Below are 15,120 nucleotides of genomic sequence, written 5' to 3'. Positions count from 1 at the left end.
CGTCCTGACCTCTCAGGGCACATCACGCGTGCCGCGCCCGGCGGCGCGGCGCGCTGGCAGCCGTCCGGATGGTCGTGCGTCCTTCAGCCGGGCGGCCCAACTCCCCTACCGGGTTTGCGGATCGGCGACGCACACAACATCGGAGTTGGCCTATACCAAAGTCTTGACAGTGGTTTCCGTCACTTCTTAAATCATGCATTGAAATAAGCGCCACCCCGCACCCCCTTCACCCCCCACTCATGCCGCTTCGTCGGCGCAGGAGAAGACATGCCCCCTACCTCGCGACCATCCGTCAGAGGCCGCGGTCCATTGACTGCGGTCTTCGTCGCAGCCGCCACGGCCGCCTCGCTCCTCAGCGCCGTCCAGCCCACCCAGGCCGTTCCGGAACGCGCTGCCGACGCGGCCCCTTCCGCCGCCGCCCTCCCCACCAGCTGGTCCACGGTGGTGAACAGCGGCAGCGGCAAGTGCCTGGACGCACGAGCGGCCGCCACCGTCAACGGCACGGCGGTGCAGCAGTACGCCTGCAACAACAGCACGGCGCAGCAGTGGAGCTTCACATCGACCAGCGACGGCTACGTGCGGATCAACAACCGCAACGACGCCCAGCAGGTGGTGGACGTCAGCGATGTGTCCACGGCCGACAACGCGGCCGTGCATCTGTGGACGTACGGCGGGGGCAACAACCAGCAGTGGCAGGCCGTCGACGAGGGCGGCGGCGCCTACCACTTCGTCAACCGGAACAGCGGCAAGTGCCTTGACGTACCGTCCGCCTCGACGGCCGACAGCGTCCAGCTGGTGCAGTACACCTGCAACGGTTCGGCCGCCCAGCGCTTCCAGGTCGCGCCTGTGAGCACCGCCCCGGGCGATGTCGACCTCGGCCCCAACGTGGCCGTCTTCGATCCGTCGATGCCGTCGTCCACGATCCAGAGCCGGCTGGACTCGATATTCCGCCAGCAGGAGACGAACCAGTTCGGTTCCCAGCGCTACGCGGTGATGTTCAAGCCGGGCACGTACAGCAATGACGTGAACGTCGGCTTCTACACCCAGGTCCTGGGCCTGGGCGAGTCACCCGACTCGGTCACGATCAACGGCGCCGTGCACGTGGAGGCGGACTGGTTCCCGCCGCAGAACGCGACCCAGAACTTCTGGCGGGGCGCGGAGAACCTCTCGGTGAACCCCACGGGCGGCACCGACCGCTGGGCCGTCTCCCAGGCGTCCGGGTACCGGCGCATGCACGTCCGCGGCAACCTCGAACTCAGCGACGGCGGCTGGTCCAGCGGCGGCTTCATGGCCGACACGAAGATCGACGGACAGGTCCGCTCCGGCACGCAGCAGCAGTGGCTGACCCGCAACTCCCAGCTCGGCAGCTGGACCGGCTCCAACTGGAACATGGTCTTCGTCGGCAGCCAGGGCGTACCGGGCAACACGTTCCCCAACCCGCCGTACACCACGGTCAACCAGACCCCGACCGTGCGGGAGAAGCCCTTCCTGTACGTCGACAACGCGGGCGCCTACCGGGTGTTCGTGCCCTCCCTGCGGACCAACTCCTCGGCCACGACCTGGGCGAACGGGGCCGCGGCGGGCAGCTCGCTCGGCATCGACCAGTTCTTCGTCGTCAAGCCGGGTGCGACCGCCGCACAGATCAATGCCGCTCTCGCAGAGGGCAAGAACCTGCTGGTCACCCCCGGTGTCTACCACCTCGACCAGACCCTGCGGGTCACCCGCCCCGACACCGTGGTCCTCGGGCTCGGTCTGGCCACGTTCATCCCGGACAACGGCATCACGGCCATGACGGTCGCCGACGTCGACGGCGTGAAGATCGCGGGCGTCCTCTTCGACGCCGGTACGACCAACTCCCAGACCTTGGTGGAGATCGGCCCGTCCGGCGCCGCCGCCAACCACGCGGCGAACCCCACCTCCCTGCATGACGTGTACTTCCGCGTCGGCGGTGCCGCCGTGGGCAAGGCGACCACCAGCCTTGTCGTCAACAGCGACAACGTCATCGGCGACCACATGTGGATCTGGCGCGGCGACCACGGCAGCGGCATCGGCTGGAACAGCAACACCGGCGACACCGGCCTCATCGTCAACGGCGACAACGTCACCATGTACGGCCTGTTCGTCGAGCACTACCAGAAGCACCAGACCATCTGGAACGGCAACGGCGGGCGGACGTACTTCTACCAGAACGAAATGCCCTACGACCCGCCCAACCAGGCAGCCTGGATGAACGGTTCCACGCAGGGCTACGCCGCCTACAAGGTCGCGAACTCCGTGACCAGCCACCAGGCGTACGGGCTGGGCAGTTACTGCTTCTTCAACGTCAACCCGTCTGTCACCGCGGAGCGCGCCTTCGAGGTCCCCAACACACCGGGCGTCCGCTTCCAGAACATGGTGACCGTCTCGCTCGGCGGCACCGGGACCATCCGGCACGTCATCAACGACCGGGGCGGCCCGTCCAACTCGTCCACCAACGTGGCCAACCTGGTGAGCTACCCGTGAGGCGGCTGGCAGCACGACTGCTGGCGGGGCTGGCCCTGGTGCTGGGGCTGACAGCAGCCCCGGCGCCCGCCGGGCTCCACGCCTCCGCCGCGCCCCAGGCGCCCGCCTTCAAGGTCATCGCCTTCTACAACGGCACCTGGGACGCCGCGCACATCGACTTCGTCAAGGAAGCCAACGAGTGGTTCCCGCGCACCGCCGCCCAGAACAACTTCACGTACCGGGCGACGACCGACTGGAACCTGCTCGCCAACGGCGGGGTGAACGACTACCAGGTCGTCCTCTTCCTCGACGACGCGCCGGACACCGCGGCCCAGCGGGCCGGCTTCGAGCGGTACGTGCGGGCGGGCGGCGGCTGGATGGGCTTCCATGTCTCGGCGTTCACGACCGACGCCGGATCGTGGCCCTGGTACTACAACACCTTCCTCGGCAGCGGGAACTTCAGGTCGAACACCTGGGGCCCCACGACGGCGAACCTGCGCACCGAGGACCGTACGCACCCCTCGACCACCGCGCTGCCGGCGACGTTCACCTCGGCTGTGAGCGAGTGGTACAGCTGGTCCAACGACCTGCGCACCAAGCCGAACATCAAGATCCTGGCATCGGTCGACCCGTCGAGCTTCCCCCTGGGCACCGACCCCAACCAGTCCTGGTACAGCGGCTACTACCCGATCCTGTGGACCAACACGCAGTACCGGATGCTGTACGCGAACTTCGGCCACAACGCCATGGACTACGCCACCAACACCCGCCTGTCCTCCACGTTCGCAAGCCCCACCCAGAACCGCTTCCTCATCGACGGCCTGAAGTGGCTCGCCCGCGCGGCTGAGTAGCTGTCACCCTGCCCGCGCCCTCTGCCGGCGCCAGACGCACGAGGAACGGCTGTGCCCCGAACAGGCGCAGCCGTTCCACGTGTACGGGCGTGAAGTGGTGGCGGATGGCGGCGGTGAGGTCGTCGGGGCCGGGCAGGAGGAGTACGGCCGTGCCGTCGGGGGCCAGGACGCGGCGCAGTTCCGTCCACCAGCGGGAAGGGGCACTCGCGAGCAGGCCGCGGGCCTGGACCTGTGCGCCCCAGGGCGGATTGCACAGCACGCGGTCGACCGAGTGGTCGGGAAGGGGGAGGCGGCCGGCGTCGGAACGGCGGATGGCGACGGGCAGCTCGCCTGCGTTGGCGCGGGCCGCGGCGACCGCGTCCGCGGAGAGGTCGAAGCCGTGGCAGCGGGCGTCGGGGTGGGCGAGTGCCGCCTCGATGAGCAGCGTGCCGGCGCCGCAGCACGGGTCGAGGACGACGTGGCCGGGGCGGATGTCGGCCAGCCGGGCCATGGCTGCGGCCAGCGGCGGGTGCAGGGTGCCGGGGATGGTGCGCTGCTTGTAGGCGCGGCGGTGCAGCGGACGGTCGTCGAGCCGCAACATGAGCGTGGCCCGCGATCCGTCCAAGGTCAGTCGCCAGCCCCGGCAGCCGGGCGGGGGCGGGGTTCCTGCCCGCCGCGAGTGGTACGGGACGCGCAGGTGCCGCGCCAGGGCCTGTCCCACCACGTCCTCGGCGTCGTACCGGGTGAAGGTCCGCCGGCCGAGGAAGGAGGCCGAGACGTCTATGCCGGTGATGTCCGCGGCGGGCGTCGTCGCACTGTGGCGACGGAGGGACAGGAGGTGGTCGATCGCGGTCGGATCGGCAAGCTCGGCGAGGTCGTGCAGGGCCTGTCGCGTCGTTCCGATGTCGGGGCGCCGGGCGGCGAGCAGGAACAGGTCGTCAGCGGTGCGCAGGGCCGGCACGGACCGGTGCGTACGGAAATGGACTTCGCGGTGGCGCAGTTCGGTGACGGCGCCGAGCCCGGACCCGAGAACCTCGGCGGCGACCACGGCCTCCAGGCCGCGGAGGCAGCGCGCCACGAGGGGCGTGTGCATGGTGTTGTTTCTTCTTCCACGTCAGCACTCGGGACAGCGCTCCGCTGCCCCGCGTCGTCGGCGACGGGGGATCCTCGCTTCGCCGACGGTGCCTAGCGGAGGTGGAAGAAGTACGTCATGGGCGCAGTCTAGCGGTGGGGTGCGGGCCCGGAGGTGGCGGCCAAGACCCGGGCTCCATTGATATGGACCAAATGTCCCTTACTGTGACGGGTGATCCAGAGCCTCCGCGGACGGGATGGAGTTGGGGCCGTGGCGTTCGCGGAGCAGTCTGCGCCGGGGGTCGGGCGTCGGTCCTGGGCACCGTTGTTGGCGGTCTGCGCCGGATACTTCATGGTGATCCTGGATGTGACGGTGCTCAATGTCGCCGTGCCGGTGATCGGCCGGGAACTGTCGGCCTCGCTGACCGGCATCCAGTGGATCACCGACGGGTACACCCTGGTCTTCGCCGGCTTCCTGCTGACCGGTGGGGCGCTGGGCGACCGGCTGGGCAATCGTCGGGTCTTCTGCTCGGGCGTGGCGGTGTTCACGGTGTCGTCGGCCGCGTGCGCGCTCGCGCCGAGCACCGCCTTCCTCGTGGCGGCCCGGCTGGTGGAGGGGTTGGGCGCGGCGCTGATCGTGCCCGGTTCGCTGGCGCTGCTCCAGCAGGCCTACCCGGAGCCGGCCGCACGGTCACGGGCCTTCGGGCTGTGGGGGTCGATGGCGGGCATCGCGGCCTCTGCCGGACCGCTGCTGGGCGGGCTGCTCGTCTCCACGGTGGGCTGGCGCTGGGTGTTCCTCATCAACCTGCCCGTCGGCGTGGCCTGTCTGGCCCTGACGCTGCGTCACATCGCGCGCTCGCCCCGGCGTGCCGACCGGGCCCTGGACTGGCCGGCGCAGGTCGCGGTCGTGGCCGCGGTGGCGCTGCTGACCGCGTCACTCAACGAGGCCGGACGGCGCGGCTGGTCCGACCCTGCGGTGCTCGCGGGGGTGGGCCTGGCCTTGCTGGCCGCCGCGGCCTTCGTGGTCCGCGAGCGGCTGGCCCGCACCCCCGCCCTGCCGCTGAACCTGCTGCGCTCTCGCACCATGAGCGGCGGAGCCGCCATCGGCCTGCTGTTCAACTTCGGCTTCTACGGCATGGTGTTCACGGCCAGCCTGTACTTCCAGCATCAGCGCGGCTTCAGCGCGCTCGGCACCGGGCTGGCACTGTTTCCTGCGGTGGCGATGACCATGTTCGCGTCCGTCCTGTCCGGGCGGCTGACCCGCCGCACGGGCGATCGTCCGCTGGTGGTCTCCGGCATGCTCCTGGCCGCCGCGGGGCTGGCCGGCTGGGCCGCGGCGGGAGCCGATCCCGCATACGCGCTGCTGGTGGCGCCGATGATGGCCGCCGGATTCGGCACCTCGTTCGCCCTCACCGGCTCGACCGCCACCGTGATGGGCGCGGCACCCCCCGCGTACTCGGGGACCGCCTCCGCCCTGTTCAACACCACCCGCCAGGTCGGCAGCGCCACCGGAGTGGCCCTCGGCGGCAGCCTGCTCGCGACGGCCACCGACTACACCACCGGGCTGCGCACCAGCATGGCCATCGGCGCACTCGCCTACCTCACAGCCGCGGGCCTCGCGTGGCTGTGCGTGCCGGGGAAGTCCGGGAGGGCGTAGGGGCCTTGGGGCTGCCGGGCGAGCAGGGGGCGAGGCCGGCGGGGAGCCGCCCGCGAGGTGTCACCCTCAGTAAGGGTCGCATGCACGGTGTGACGACTCGCGGACGTGATGCTCACCGGCACCGACGTCCTCCGCCGATGACCTCACCTCACCTCCGCCCCAGGGGGACCGGCCCCCAAAACCCGTCCCGACATTCAGCGCCCCCCACGTGGAATGCTGGGTGCACAGCCTCACCGAGGCGGACCGAGAGGTGGCGGGTGCGATGGACTGGGCTCGGTTCGCGCAGGACCTGGCTTCGATGGCGCGGGAAATGCTCGCCCAGGAGTCGGTCGACGCCACCCTGGAACGGATCACCAAGTCGGCCACCGAGCTGGTGGAGGGCTGCGAAGCGGCCGGCATCCTCGTGCTGCACGGCAAGAAGGTCCAGACGCTGGCACCCACGGAGGACCTGGTCGTCCGCAGTGACCAGCTGCAGGAGCGGCTGCGCGAGGGGCCCTGCTTCGACGCCGCTCGCACCAGGGACGGCGAGCGGGTTTTCCGTATCCCGGACTTCGCCAGTGACCAGCCGAAGTGGCCCTCCTTCGGCCCCCAGGCCCACGAACTCGGGTTGGGCAGCATGATGGGCTTCCTGCTGTACACCGAGGACGAGGATCTCGGTGCACTGAACGTCTACTCCCGCAAGCGAGGCGCGTTCACCGAGGCCAGCGAGCTGGCCGGCTGGCTGCTGGCCTCGCACGCCGCGGTCGCGTTCTCCAGTGCCCGCGCGCACGCCCAGATGGAGAACGCCGTCGCCACCCGCCACATGATCGGCGAGGCCATGGGCATCCTCATGGGCAGCCACAACCTCACAGAGGAACAGGCGTTCGACGTACTGCGTCGGTACTCGCAGAAGAACAACATCAAACTCCGCGAGGTCGCCGCAATGATCTGCGAGCGGGGCGGTCTGTCCTGAACTCGCGGTCGGCTCCCCCGGCTCGAGGTCTGAACCAGAGGAGCCTGGTCAGGCCAGCCCCCAAGGGGAACGCCGCTAAGCCCGGCCTCAACGCCAAGTGCCCATCTCCGCGTCTTTCACGCACGCGCCGGACCGCAGGATTGCCGGGATCGCCGGACGCAGCGGAGCCGCGCGAATGAAAGCCATCACTCCAACGGGGGTTTCCGGTGCGGAATGGCCGTGACCTGGGCGCCCGCTCCTTGAGGATCTTGATCGTCAGCTGCTGTGACTGACCCTGACGAGGAGCGGAAGAAATGTCCCATCGCCGTGTCCGGCCTGCGCCGCGTTCCCGCCTGATCACCTGGTGGGCAACCGCCGGCGCGGTCACAGCTCTGGCACTCGGCCTGCCCGGCACATCGGTCGCGGCCGACCGTCCGACCCCGCCAGAGGGAGGGATCACCGCGGCCCCCGCCGCCTTCGTCCGAGGAACCCTCCAGCCGGAAGCCGCGCCGCCCGGGGCGAACAACTGGAAGTGCCGGCCGACGGCCGCCCACCCCCGCCCGGTCGTCCTGCTGCACGCGACCCTCACGAACGCCCACACGAACTGGAGCATGCTGTCGCCCCAGCTGAAGAGGGCCGGGTACTGCGTCTTCGCACCCAACTACGGCGGGGCTCCGGGAGTTCCCTTCAAGGGCACCCGGCACATCCCTGACTCCGCCCGCGAGCTCGCCCGTTACGTCGACCGAGTCCTCAAGGCCACCGGTTCCCGCCAGGTCGACCTGGTGGGGCACTCCCAGGGCGGAGGTCTGCTGCCCCGCTGGTACCTGCGGTTCGAGGGCGGCACGAACCCCGCGCGTCCGTCGCACAACAAGGTGCGCCGGCTCATCGGGCTGGCCCCGTCCAACCACGGCACGACCCTGTCCGGTCTGGGTACCCTCACCACCACGCTCGGCCTCAACCCGACGGTGTCGGCTCTGGCAGGGCAGGCGTTCTCGGACCAGATGGTGGGGTCCCGGGTGAACACCACGCTCGACCGGGACGGCGACACACAACGAGGCGTCGCGTACACCGTCATCGCCACCCGGTACGACGAGGCCGTCACGCCGTACCACAACCAGTTCCTGACGGCGGGGCCGGGCGCGGCCGTACGCAACATCACTCTCCAGGACGTCTGCCCCCAGGACCACTCCGAGCACCTGTCGATCGCCTACGACTCGAACGCCGCCCAGCTCGTCCTGAACGCCCTCGACCCCGCACATGCCCAACGCGTGCATTGCCGCTTTTCGGCACCCCTGCTGGGCGGTTGAGGCACGTTCTGAAGCCGTCCGGCCCGGTCAGTTCGACCTGGCCGCGTCGATTGTGCAGAATCAGGGCCATGAGCGAGAACGTGTTCTTCAGTATTTCTGCTAATGGCGAGAACCTCGGCCGCATCGTCTTCCGGCTGTACGACGATGTCGTGCCCAAGACCGCGCGCAACTTCCGTGAGCTGGCGACCGGCCAGAACGGTTACGGCTACAAGGGTTCGCCCTTCCACCGGGTCATCCCGGAGTTCATGCTGCAGGGCGGTGACTTCACCGCGGGCAACGGCACCGGCGGCAAGAGCATCTACGGTGAGACGTTCGCCGACGAGAACTTCCAGCTGAAGCACGACAGGCCGTTCCTGCTCAGCATGGCCAACGCGGGTCCGGGCACCAACGGCTCGCAGTTCTTCGTCACCACCGTGGTGACGCCGTGGCTGGACGGCAAGCACGTCGTCTTCGGCGAGGTCATCGAGGGCGAGGACGTCGTCAAGGCGGTCGAGGCCCTGGGCAGCCGCTCGGGCGCGACGGCCAAGAAGATCGTCGTCGAGGACTGCGGCATCGTCGCCTGACGCAGCCTCAGCCGCACATCAGTGCCATCAGGTCCATCAGGTCCGCATCATGCGGGCCCGGTGGACCTGATGTCTTTTCCCGCGGTCAGTGCGATTCGCGGCTGACGTCCGAGCCGCTGGAGCCCACGAGGAAGTCGAGATCGGCGCCGCTGTCGGCCTGGAGGACGTGGTCGACGTAGAGGCGTTCCCAGCCGCGCCGGGGGTTGGCGTAGGCCTTGGCGGATGCCTCGCTCGGGGTTCTGCGGGCGAGTTCGTCGTCGGGTACGTCGATGTCGATACGGCGGGCTTCGACGTCCAGGGTGACGAAGTCCCCGGTGCGCACGAGGGCGAGAGGGCCGCCGGCAGCGGCCTCGGGGGCCACGTGCAGGACGACCGTGCCGTATGCGGTGCCGCTCATCCGGCCGTCGCAGACGCGGACCATGTCACGGACGCCCTGTGCGAGAAGTTTCTTCGGCAGGGGCATGTTCGAGACCTCGGGCATGCCCGGGTAACCCTTGGGACCGCAGCCGCGCAGGACGAGGACGGAGTCGGCGTCCACGTCGAGTCCGGGGTCGTCGATGCGGGCGTGGAAGTCCTCGATGGAGTCGAAGACGACGGCCCGGCCCCGGTGGCGCAGCAGGTGTGGGGAGGCTGCGGCTGGTTTGACGAGGGCGCCGTCGGGTGCGAGGTTGCCGCGCAGGACGGCGATGCCGCCCTCGGCGACGAGTGGTTCGGCGCGAGTGCGGATGACCTCGCTGTCCCAGATCGGGGCATCGTCGAGGGCGGCGGCCAACGGCTCACCGGTGACCGTCAGGGCGTCGGGGTCGAGCAGGTCGCGGACCTCGCGCAGGACCGCGAGGAGCCCTCCGGCACGGTGGAAGTCCTCCATGAGGAAGCGGCCGGCCGGCTGGAGGTCCACCAGGACCGGTACGTGCGAGCCGATGCGGTCGAAGTCGTCGAGGGAGAGGCTGATGCCCAGACGGCCGGCGATGGCCAGGAGGTGGACGACGGCGTTGGTCGAGCCGCCGATGGCGGCCAGCGCGACGATCGCGTTGTGGAAGGACGCCTTGGTGAGGAAGGTGCCCGGCCGGCGGTCTGCGCCCACCATGTCGACCACGAGTCGGCCGGTGTGCTGCGCGGCCTCCAGCAGACGGCTGTCGGGGGCGGGGGTCCCTGCCACGCCGGGGACGACTGTGCCGAGGGCCTCGGCCACCAGGGCCATGGTGGAGGCGGTGCCCATGGTGTTGCAGTGGCCGCGGCTGCGGATCATCGCCGACTCGGAGCGGGTGAACTGCTCCTGCGACAGCGTGCCCGCGCGGACCTCCTCCGACAGCCGCCACACATCGGTGCCGCAGCCCAGCGGCGTACCACGGAACGTCCCGGTCAGCATCGGACCGCCGGGCACGACGACGGCGGGCAGGTCCACCGACGCGGCGGCCATGATCAGCGACGGGATGGTCTTGTCGCAGCCGCCCAGCAGGACGACTCCGTCGATGGGGTTGGCCCGCAGCATCTCCTCCGTGGCCATGGCGGCCATGTTGCGCCAGAGCATGGCGGTCGGCCGCACGTTCGTCTCGCCCAGGGACACCACGGGCAGGTCCAGCGGGATGCCGCCCGCCTCGTACACGCCGTCGCGCACGGACGACGCGACCTCGTCGAGATGGGCGTTGCAAGGGGCCAGGTCCGAGGCCGAGTTGGCGATGGCGATCTGCGGCCGACCGGTGAACGCGTCGCCGGGCACGCCTCTGCGCATCCACGCGCGGTGGATGTAGACGTTGCGGTCCTGTCCCGCGTACCACTGTGCGCTGCGCAGCCTCACCATGGGACCTCTTCCGGCAGTCGGTACGGAGGTCTACAGTCTGGAACGCCATGGAGCATACGCAGACGTACGACGGCTCGACAGACCCCGTCGGAGACGGCCCGACCGCCCTCGGCTCATGCGCGCGTTCGTCCTGACCGAGCCCGGCGCGTACGAGGTCCAGGACCTCCCGGCGCCGGCGGCCGCACCGGGTGAAGTCGTCGTCGACGTCGAGCGGGTCGGCGTGTGCGGCACCGACATGGAGTTCTTCACCGGCGCCATGGCGTACCTCCACCAAGGGCACTCCTCCTACCCGATGCGGCCTGGGCACGAGTGGGCCGGGCGGGTCGCGGCGGTCGGCGAGGGCGTCGACCCGGCCTGGACCGGGCGTCGCGTCATGGGCGACACGATGCTGGGCTGCAGCAGCTGCCGACGCTGTCTCCGGGGGCATCAGCACGTGTGCGAGAAGCGCCAGGAGGTCGGCATCCGGGGCGCGCGGGCCGGGGCGCTGGCGGAGCAACTCGCCGTACCGGCGTCCTCGTTGCGCGCGCTGCCCGACTCGGTCGACGCGGTACTGGGCGCGCTCGTCGAGCCGGGCGGCAATGCCCTGCGCGCGGCACAGGCCGCGGCGGCCCGCGCCGGGGACCGTGCTCTCGTCGTGGGGCCCGGGACCATCGGTCTCCTGGTCGCGATGTTCCTTCGGGCGGCGGGCGCGGAGGTCCACCTACTGGATCGCCCCGGCCGCTCCCCCGCGTTCGCCCACGCCCTGGGCTTCGAACACGTATGGGACGAGGGGTCCCTGCCGGACCTGCCCTTCGACGCGGTCGTCGATGCCACGAACGCGGCCCATCTGCCGCGGAAAGCACTGGAGTTGGTCGAACCGGCCGGCCGGGTCGTGTACATCGGGCTGGCCGGTGAGCCGAGCAGGATCGACACTCGCGCGCTCGTGCTCAAGGACGTGACGGCGGTGGGCATCCTGTCGGCCTCGCCCGGCCTGGACGCCGCCATCCGCGCCTACGCGTCCGGAGCGGTCGACCCCAGGCCCCTCGTCGCAGCGACCGTCACTCTCGGCGAGGTCGGCCCGGTTCTCGCGGGTGAGCGACCGGAGGGTGCCGGGCCCGGCCCGAAGATCCATGTGGACCCGGCCCGGACGGTGCCGGCGCGGCCGCGTCAGGCAGCTCGGACCGGCCGTAGCCGATAGGCGTCCCCGTGTGTGATCACGCGGCCCGCGGTGGGCGGCGGGAAATGCGTGCCCAGCACGAGGGTGTCCGTACCGGCCAGGGAGCCGATCAGCTTGCGGCGCGATTCCTCGGACTGCTGCGGGTCGATGTCGACGCAGGAGCCGATGGCGGGGTGGGCGAACTGGACGGGGTGATGGAGGGCGTCGCCGGTGATCAGCGCCGATGTGCCGCTGTCGGTCAGCTGCACGGCGACGTGGCCGGGGGTATGGCCTGGGGTGGGGAGCAGCCGCAGTCCGGGGGCGATGTCGGTGCCCTCGGGCCGGACGTCGACGAGGTCGAGCAGCCCTGCCTTCTCGACCGGGATCACGGAGTCCTCGAACATGTGCCGCCGCGGCTCGTCCATGTCGTACCCGGCCCAGAACTCCCGCTCGGTACGGGTGGTGACGTAGCGGGCGTTGGGGAAGGTGGGAATCCACTCGCCGTCGACCTCACGGGTGTTCCAGCCGACATGGTCGGTGTGCAGGTGGGTGAGGAGGACCAGGTCTACGGAGTCCGGGGGGAATCCGGCGGCCGTGAGGTGCTCGAGGTAGCCGGTCCGCAGGTTGTGCCAGGCCGGGTTCGCGCGCGTCTTGCCGTTGCCGATGCCGGTGTCGACGAGCACGCGCAGACCGCCCGCTTCGAAGGCGAAGCTGTGGCTGTCGAGGTGCAGGGTGCCTTGGTGGTCGGCGAAGTCGGGGCGCAGCCAGTCGTGCCGTGAGACCACGTCGGTGGTCGCGTCGGGGAGCAGCCAGGGCCCGGTCGCCGGTGGCAGGAGGACCTCGTCGATGCGGTGAACGGTGAGGTCGCCCACGGTCCAGGAGGGGATGGAGCCCGGGGCGGCGGTGTCGGCCGTTGGGGTGTGAGTGGTCCTGCGCATGAGGCCCCTCCTTCTAAACGCAACATGTTTGCTTTAAGCAAAGCTAGGCTCTACGGTCAATTAAAGCAAACCGTTAGCTTTTACCGGGAGCAGCCTATGTCCGCCGATGAACTCACGCCGCCGGAGGCAGCCCGCTGGGCCGCCCGCGCCGGGCTGTCCCTGGACGAGGCCCGCCACGCCGGGGTGGCGGCCACCGCCCAGCACATCCACTCCGTCGTCTCGGTCCTGCGGGAACTCGACTTCGGTGACACCCCGCCCGCCTCCGGCTTCGATGCGGGCCATCGAGCCGGAGAGGAGAAGCACGATGCGGCCGTCTGAGCTGTCCCTCGTCGCCGCGTCCGACGCGATACGGCAGCGGCGGCTGTCGCCGGTCGAGCTGGTCGACTCCGTCCTCGATCGCGTCACGGAGGTCGAGCCGCAGCTGGGGGCCTACGTCACGGTGGTGGCCGAGCAGGCGCGCCGGTCGGCGATGGCGGCCGAGCGTGAAGCGGCGTCGGGCCGTTTCCGGGGCGCGCTGCACGGGATCCCCATGGGCCTGAAGGACCTGATCGATGTCGCGGGCCTGCCGACCACGGCCAGCTCCCGGGTCCGGGCCGGTCACCGCGCCGACTCCGACAGCACGGTGGCCGCACGCCTGACGGCGGCGGGTGCGGTCCTGGTCGGCAAGACCCATACGCACGAGTTCGCCTACGGGCTGACCACCCCACAGACACGCAACGCCCGGAACCGGGGGCGGGTCGCGGGCGGCTCCAGTGGCGGGTCGGCCGTGGCCGTGGCGGCCGGGACCGCGACTTTCGCCCTGGGCACCGACACCGGCGGGTCGATCCGGGTGCCCGCCGCACTGAACGGCGTCGTCGGCCTGAAGCCGACGTACGGTCTGGTCCCCCGCCACGGCGTGACGCCGCTGTCCTGGTCGCTGGACCACGTCGGCCCCCTGACGCGGACGGTGGCGGACGCGGCCGTGGTCCTGTCCGCTCTCGCCGGACACGACCCCAGCGACCCGGCCTCACTGCCGGTCCCCGCCGAGGACTACGGGCGGGGTGCCTACGGGTCGAGGGCGGTGAGCGCGGACCTTACGGGGGTGCGCGTCGGAGTACCCCGCAACTACTACTTCGACCGCGTCGACCCGCAGGTCGAGACCGCGGTCCGCCGGGCCATCGACCGGCTGGAAACGCTCGGCGCACGGCTCGTCGAGGTCGAGATCCCGATGACGCGCTACATCCAGGCGACGCAGTGGGGCCTGATGGTTCCGGAGGCCACCGCCTATCACGAGCGGACGCTGCGTGCGATGCCCGACCTGTACGGGGCGGACGTACGCATCCTCCTCGAAGCCGGCGAGCTGATGCCCGCCGGGGACTATCTGCGCGCCCAGCGCGCCCGGGCTCTGATGCGGCAGGAGTGGGCACGGCTGCTGGAGCAGGTCGACGTGATCGCCGCCCCGACGGTCCCGACGACCGCGGTACCGGCCGACCAGGAGACGGTCACCTGGTCCGACGGCACGGTGGAGAGCGCCTCCGACGCCTATGTACGTCTCTCGGCCCCCGCCAACATCACGGGCGTACCCTCACTGTCCCTACCCGTCGGCCACGACGGCGCCGGGATGCCGATCGGCATGCAGCTCCTCGGGCGCGGCCTCCGGGAGGCCGTGCTCCTGCGGGTCGGGCACGCGTACGAGCTGAGCGTGGCCGCCGTCGCGCCCCTCGGCACCGGAGCCGCTAAGGCCAAGGATTCGCTTTAGCGGATACAATCCCTGTATGGCTCGCAGACAGATGGTGCGCCCGGGCGGGCGCAGCGCCCGGGTTCAGGAGTCGGTCCACACCGCGGTACGCGAACTCGCCTCGGAGGTGGGGCGGGACGCCCTGACCGTGCCGCTCGTCGCCCAGCGCGCGGGGGTGACGCCGTCGACGATCTACCGCCGCTGGGGCGACCTCCAGGAACTCCTGTCGGACGTCGCCGTCGAGCGCCTGCGCCCGGAGACGGCGCCGGAGGAACACGGTGACCTGCTCTCCGACCTGACGGCCTGGGCCGAGCAGTTCCTGGACGAGATGGCCTCCCCCACGGGCCGCGCCTACATCCGCGACGCCCTGCTCGGCGACCCGGACGGCAGCAACGCCGGTCAGTGCTCGGAGTACGCGGCCGAACAGATCGCTGTCATCCTGGGCCGCGCGGTCGAGCGCGGGGAGGCCGTTCCCGACGTCGAGACGGTGATCGACCGCGTCGTCGCCCCCCTGATGTACCGCATCCTCTTCCGTCCGGACGGGCTGGACGCCTCCTACGCCCGTCACCTGGTGGCGACTTCCGACAGCGCAGGGGCGTGAAGTCCGGCTGCCAACGAGTGAATCCACCCGTGCGGTGAGCGGCAGCCGCAGTGACGACGGGAAGGCCGTCCTTGTCACCGACAAGCGA

At 70.5% G+C, this 15,120-nt stretch carries 12 protein-coding genes and 1 pseudogene; 10 read left to right on the top strand and 3 right to left on the bottom strand.

Annotation, left to right across the window (positions count from 1 at the left end; genetic code table 11):
- Positions 1 to 267: 267 nt before the first annotated feature.
- Positions 268 to 2,502, top strand: a complete 2,235-nt coding sequence (locus OHT51_RS40935) for an RICIN domain-containing protein (protein ID WP_328883975.1) — start codon at positions 268 to 270, stop codon at positions 2,500 to 2,502.
- Positions 2,499 to 3,323: pseudogene (locus tag OHT51_RS40930) on the top strand (ThuA domain-containing protein); the annotation flags it as partial. The gene OHT51_RS40935 and the pseudogene OHT51_RS40930, both read left to right, overlap by 4 nt.
- Here OHT51_RS40930 and OHT51_RS40925 read toward each other — a convergent pair.
- Positions 3,292 to 4,404, bottom strand: a complete 1,113-nt coding sequence (locus OHT51_RS40925) for a methyltransferase domain-containing protein (RefSeq protein ID WP_328883974.1) — start codon at positions 4,402 to 4,404, stop codon at positions 3,292 to 3,294. The pseudogene OHT51_RS40930 and the gene OHT51_RS40925 overlap by 32 nt on opposite strands.
- A gap of 249 nt (positions 4,405 to 4,653) precedes the next feature.
- On the opposite strand from OHT51_RS40925, the gene OHT51_RS40920 reads away from it, so the two are divergent.
- The 4 genes from OHT51_RS40920 to OHT51_RS40905 all read left to right on the top strand — a co-directional run bounded on the left by OHT51_RS40920 (position 4,654) and on the right by OHT51_RS40905 (position 8,840).
- Positions 4,654 to 6,039, top strand: a complete 1,386-nt coding sequence (locus OHT51_RS40920) for an MFS transporter (RefSeq protein WP_328883973.1) — start codon at positions 4,654 to 4,656, stop codon at positions 6,037 to 6,039.
- A gap of 262 nt (positions 6,040 to 6,301) precedes the next feature.
- On the top strand, positions 6,302 to 6,991 hold the full coding sequence (locus OHT51_RS40915) for a GAF and ANTAR domain-containing protein (protein WP_328884601.1): 690 nt from the start codon (positions 6,302 to 6,304) through the stop codon (positions 6,989 to 6,991).
- Between the two features lie 293 nt (positions 6,992 to 7,284).
- Positions 7,285 to 8,277 (top strand): alpha/beta fold hydrolase, encoded by a 993-nt coding sequence (locus OHT51_RS40910; protein ID WP_328883972.1) that lies wholly within the window; start codon positions 7,285 to 7,287, stop codon positions 8,275 to 8,277.
- Positions 8,278 to 8,345: 68 nt separating this feature from the next.
- Entirely contained in the window at positions 8,346 to 8,840 is a 495-nt protein-coding gene (locus OHT51_RS40905) for a peptidylprolyl isomerase (protein WP_328883971.1), read from the top strand.
- A gap of 85 nt (positions 8,841 to 8,925) precedes the next feature.
- Here OHT51_RS40905 and OHT51_RS40900 read toward each other — a convergent pair whose 3' ends face one another.
- Positions 8,926 to 10,641: an IlvD/Edd family dehydratase gene (locus OHT51_RS40900; protein WP_328883970.1), complete on the bottom strand. Its 1,716-nt coding sequence runs from the start codon at positions 10,639 to 10,641 to the stop codon at positions 8,926 to 8,928.
- A 115-nt stretch (positions 10,642 to 10,756) separates the two neighbouring features.
- Here OHT51_RS40900 and OHT51_RS40895 point away from each other — a divergent pair, with 115 nt between their 5' ends.
- Entirely contained in the window at positions 10,757 to 11,818 is a 1,062-nt protein-coding gene (locus OHT51_RS40895) for a zinc-dependent alcohol dehydrogenase (protein WP_328883969.1), read from the top strand.
- Here the strand turns inward: OHT51_RS40895 and OHT51_RS40890 are convergent.
- Entirely contained in the window at positions 11,788 to 12,714 is a 927-nt protein-coding gene (locus OHT51_RS40890; protein ID WP_328883968.1) for an MBL fold metallo-hydrolase, read from the bottom strand. The two genes, OHT51_RS40895 and OHT51_RS40890, sit on opposite strands and share 31 nt — an antisense overlap.
- Positions 12,715 to 12,810: 96 nt before the next feature.
- Here OHT51_RS40890 and OHT51_RS40885 point away from each other — a divergent pair, with 96 nt between their 5' ends.
- Genes OHT51_RS40885 through OHT51_RS40875 form a run of 3 tightly spaced genes read left to right on the top strand, consistent with a single transcriptional unit; the run spans position 12,811 to position 15,032 of the window.
- Complete coding sequence (locus OHT51_RS40885) at positions 12,811 to 13,032, top strand: hypothetical protein (protein WP_328883967.1); 222 nt, start codon at positions 12,811 to 12,813, stop codon at positions 13,030 to 13,032.
- The gene (locus tag OHT51_RS40880; protein ID WP_328883966.1) at positions 13,019 to 14,452 is read left to right on the top strand and encodes an amidase; all 1,434 of its coding nucleotides are present in this window, start codon (positions 13,019 to 13,021) and stop codon (positions 14,450 to 14,452) included. Before OHT51_RS40885 ends, OHT51_RS40880 begins: the two co-directional genes overlap by 14 nt.
- 16 nt (positions 14,453 to 14,468) lie before the next feature.
- On the top strand, positions 14,469 to 15,032 hold the full coding sequence (locus OHT51_RS40875; RefSeq protein WP_328883965.1) for a TetR/AcrR family transcriptional regulator: 564 nt from the start codon (positions 14,469 to 14,471) through the stop codon (positions 15,030 to 15,032).
- Positions 15,033 to 15,120 lie beyond the last annotated feature (88 nt).

The organism is Streptomyces sp. NBC_00299, from assembly GCF_036173045.1.
GTDB lineage: Bacteria > Actinomycetota > Actinomycetes > Streptomycetales > Streptomycetaceae > Streptomyces > Streptomyces machairae.
The sequence above is the reverse complement of the archived record's forward strand: the minus strand, read 5'-3'. Positions and strand labels throughout refer to the sequence as shown.

Bases quoted from the DNA above. Each gene is read 5' to 3' on its own strand.
- OHT51_RS40885 (WP_328883967.1), top strand. From the start codon at position 12,811: ATGTCCGCCGATGAACTCACGCCGCCGGAGGCAGCCCGCTGGGCCGCC.
- OHT51_RS40900 (WP_328883970.1), bottom strand. From the start codon at position 10,641: ATGGTGAGGCTGCGCAGCGCACAGTGGTACGCGGGACAGGACCGCAAC.
- OHT51_RS40905 (WP_328883971.1), top strand. From the start codon at position 8,346: ATGAGCGAGAACGTGTTCTTCAGTATTTCTGCTAATGGCGAGAACCTC.
- OHT51_RS40880 (WP_328883966.1), top strand. From the start codon at position 13,019: ATGCGGCCGTCTGAGCTGTCCCTCGTCGCCGCGTCCGACGCGATACGG.
- OHT51_RS40925 (WP_328883974.1), bottom strand. From the start codon at position 4,404: ATGCACACGCCCCTCGTGGCGCGCTGCCTCCGCGGCCTGGAGGCCGTG.
- OHT51_RS40875 (WP_328883965.1), top strand. From the start codon at position 14,469: ATGGCTCGCAGACAGATGGTGCGCCCGGGCGGGCGCAGCGCCCGGGTT.
- OHT51_RS40915 (WP_328884601.1), top strand. From the start codon at position 6,302: ATGGACTGGGCTCGGTTCGCGCAGGACCTGGCTTCGATGGCGCGGGAA.
- OHT51_RS40910 (WP_328883972.1), top strand. From the start codon at position 7,285: ATGTCCCATCGCCGTGTCCGGCCTGCGCCGCGTTCCCGCCTGATCACC.
- OHT51_RS40935 (WP_328883975.1), top strand. From the start codon at position 268: ATGCCCCCTACCTCGCGACCATCCGTCAGAGGCCGCGGTCCATTGACT.
- OHT51_RS40890 (WP_328883968.1), bottom strand. From the start codon at position 12,714: ATGCGCAGGACCACTCACACCCCAACGGCCGACACCGCCGCCCCGGGC.
- OHT51_RS40895 (WP_328883969.1), top strand. From the start codon at position 10,757: ATGCGCGCGTTCGTCCTGACCGAGCCCGGCGCGTACGAGGTCCAGGAC.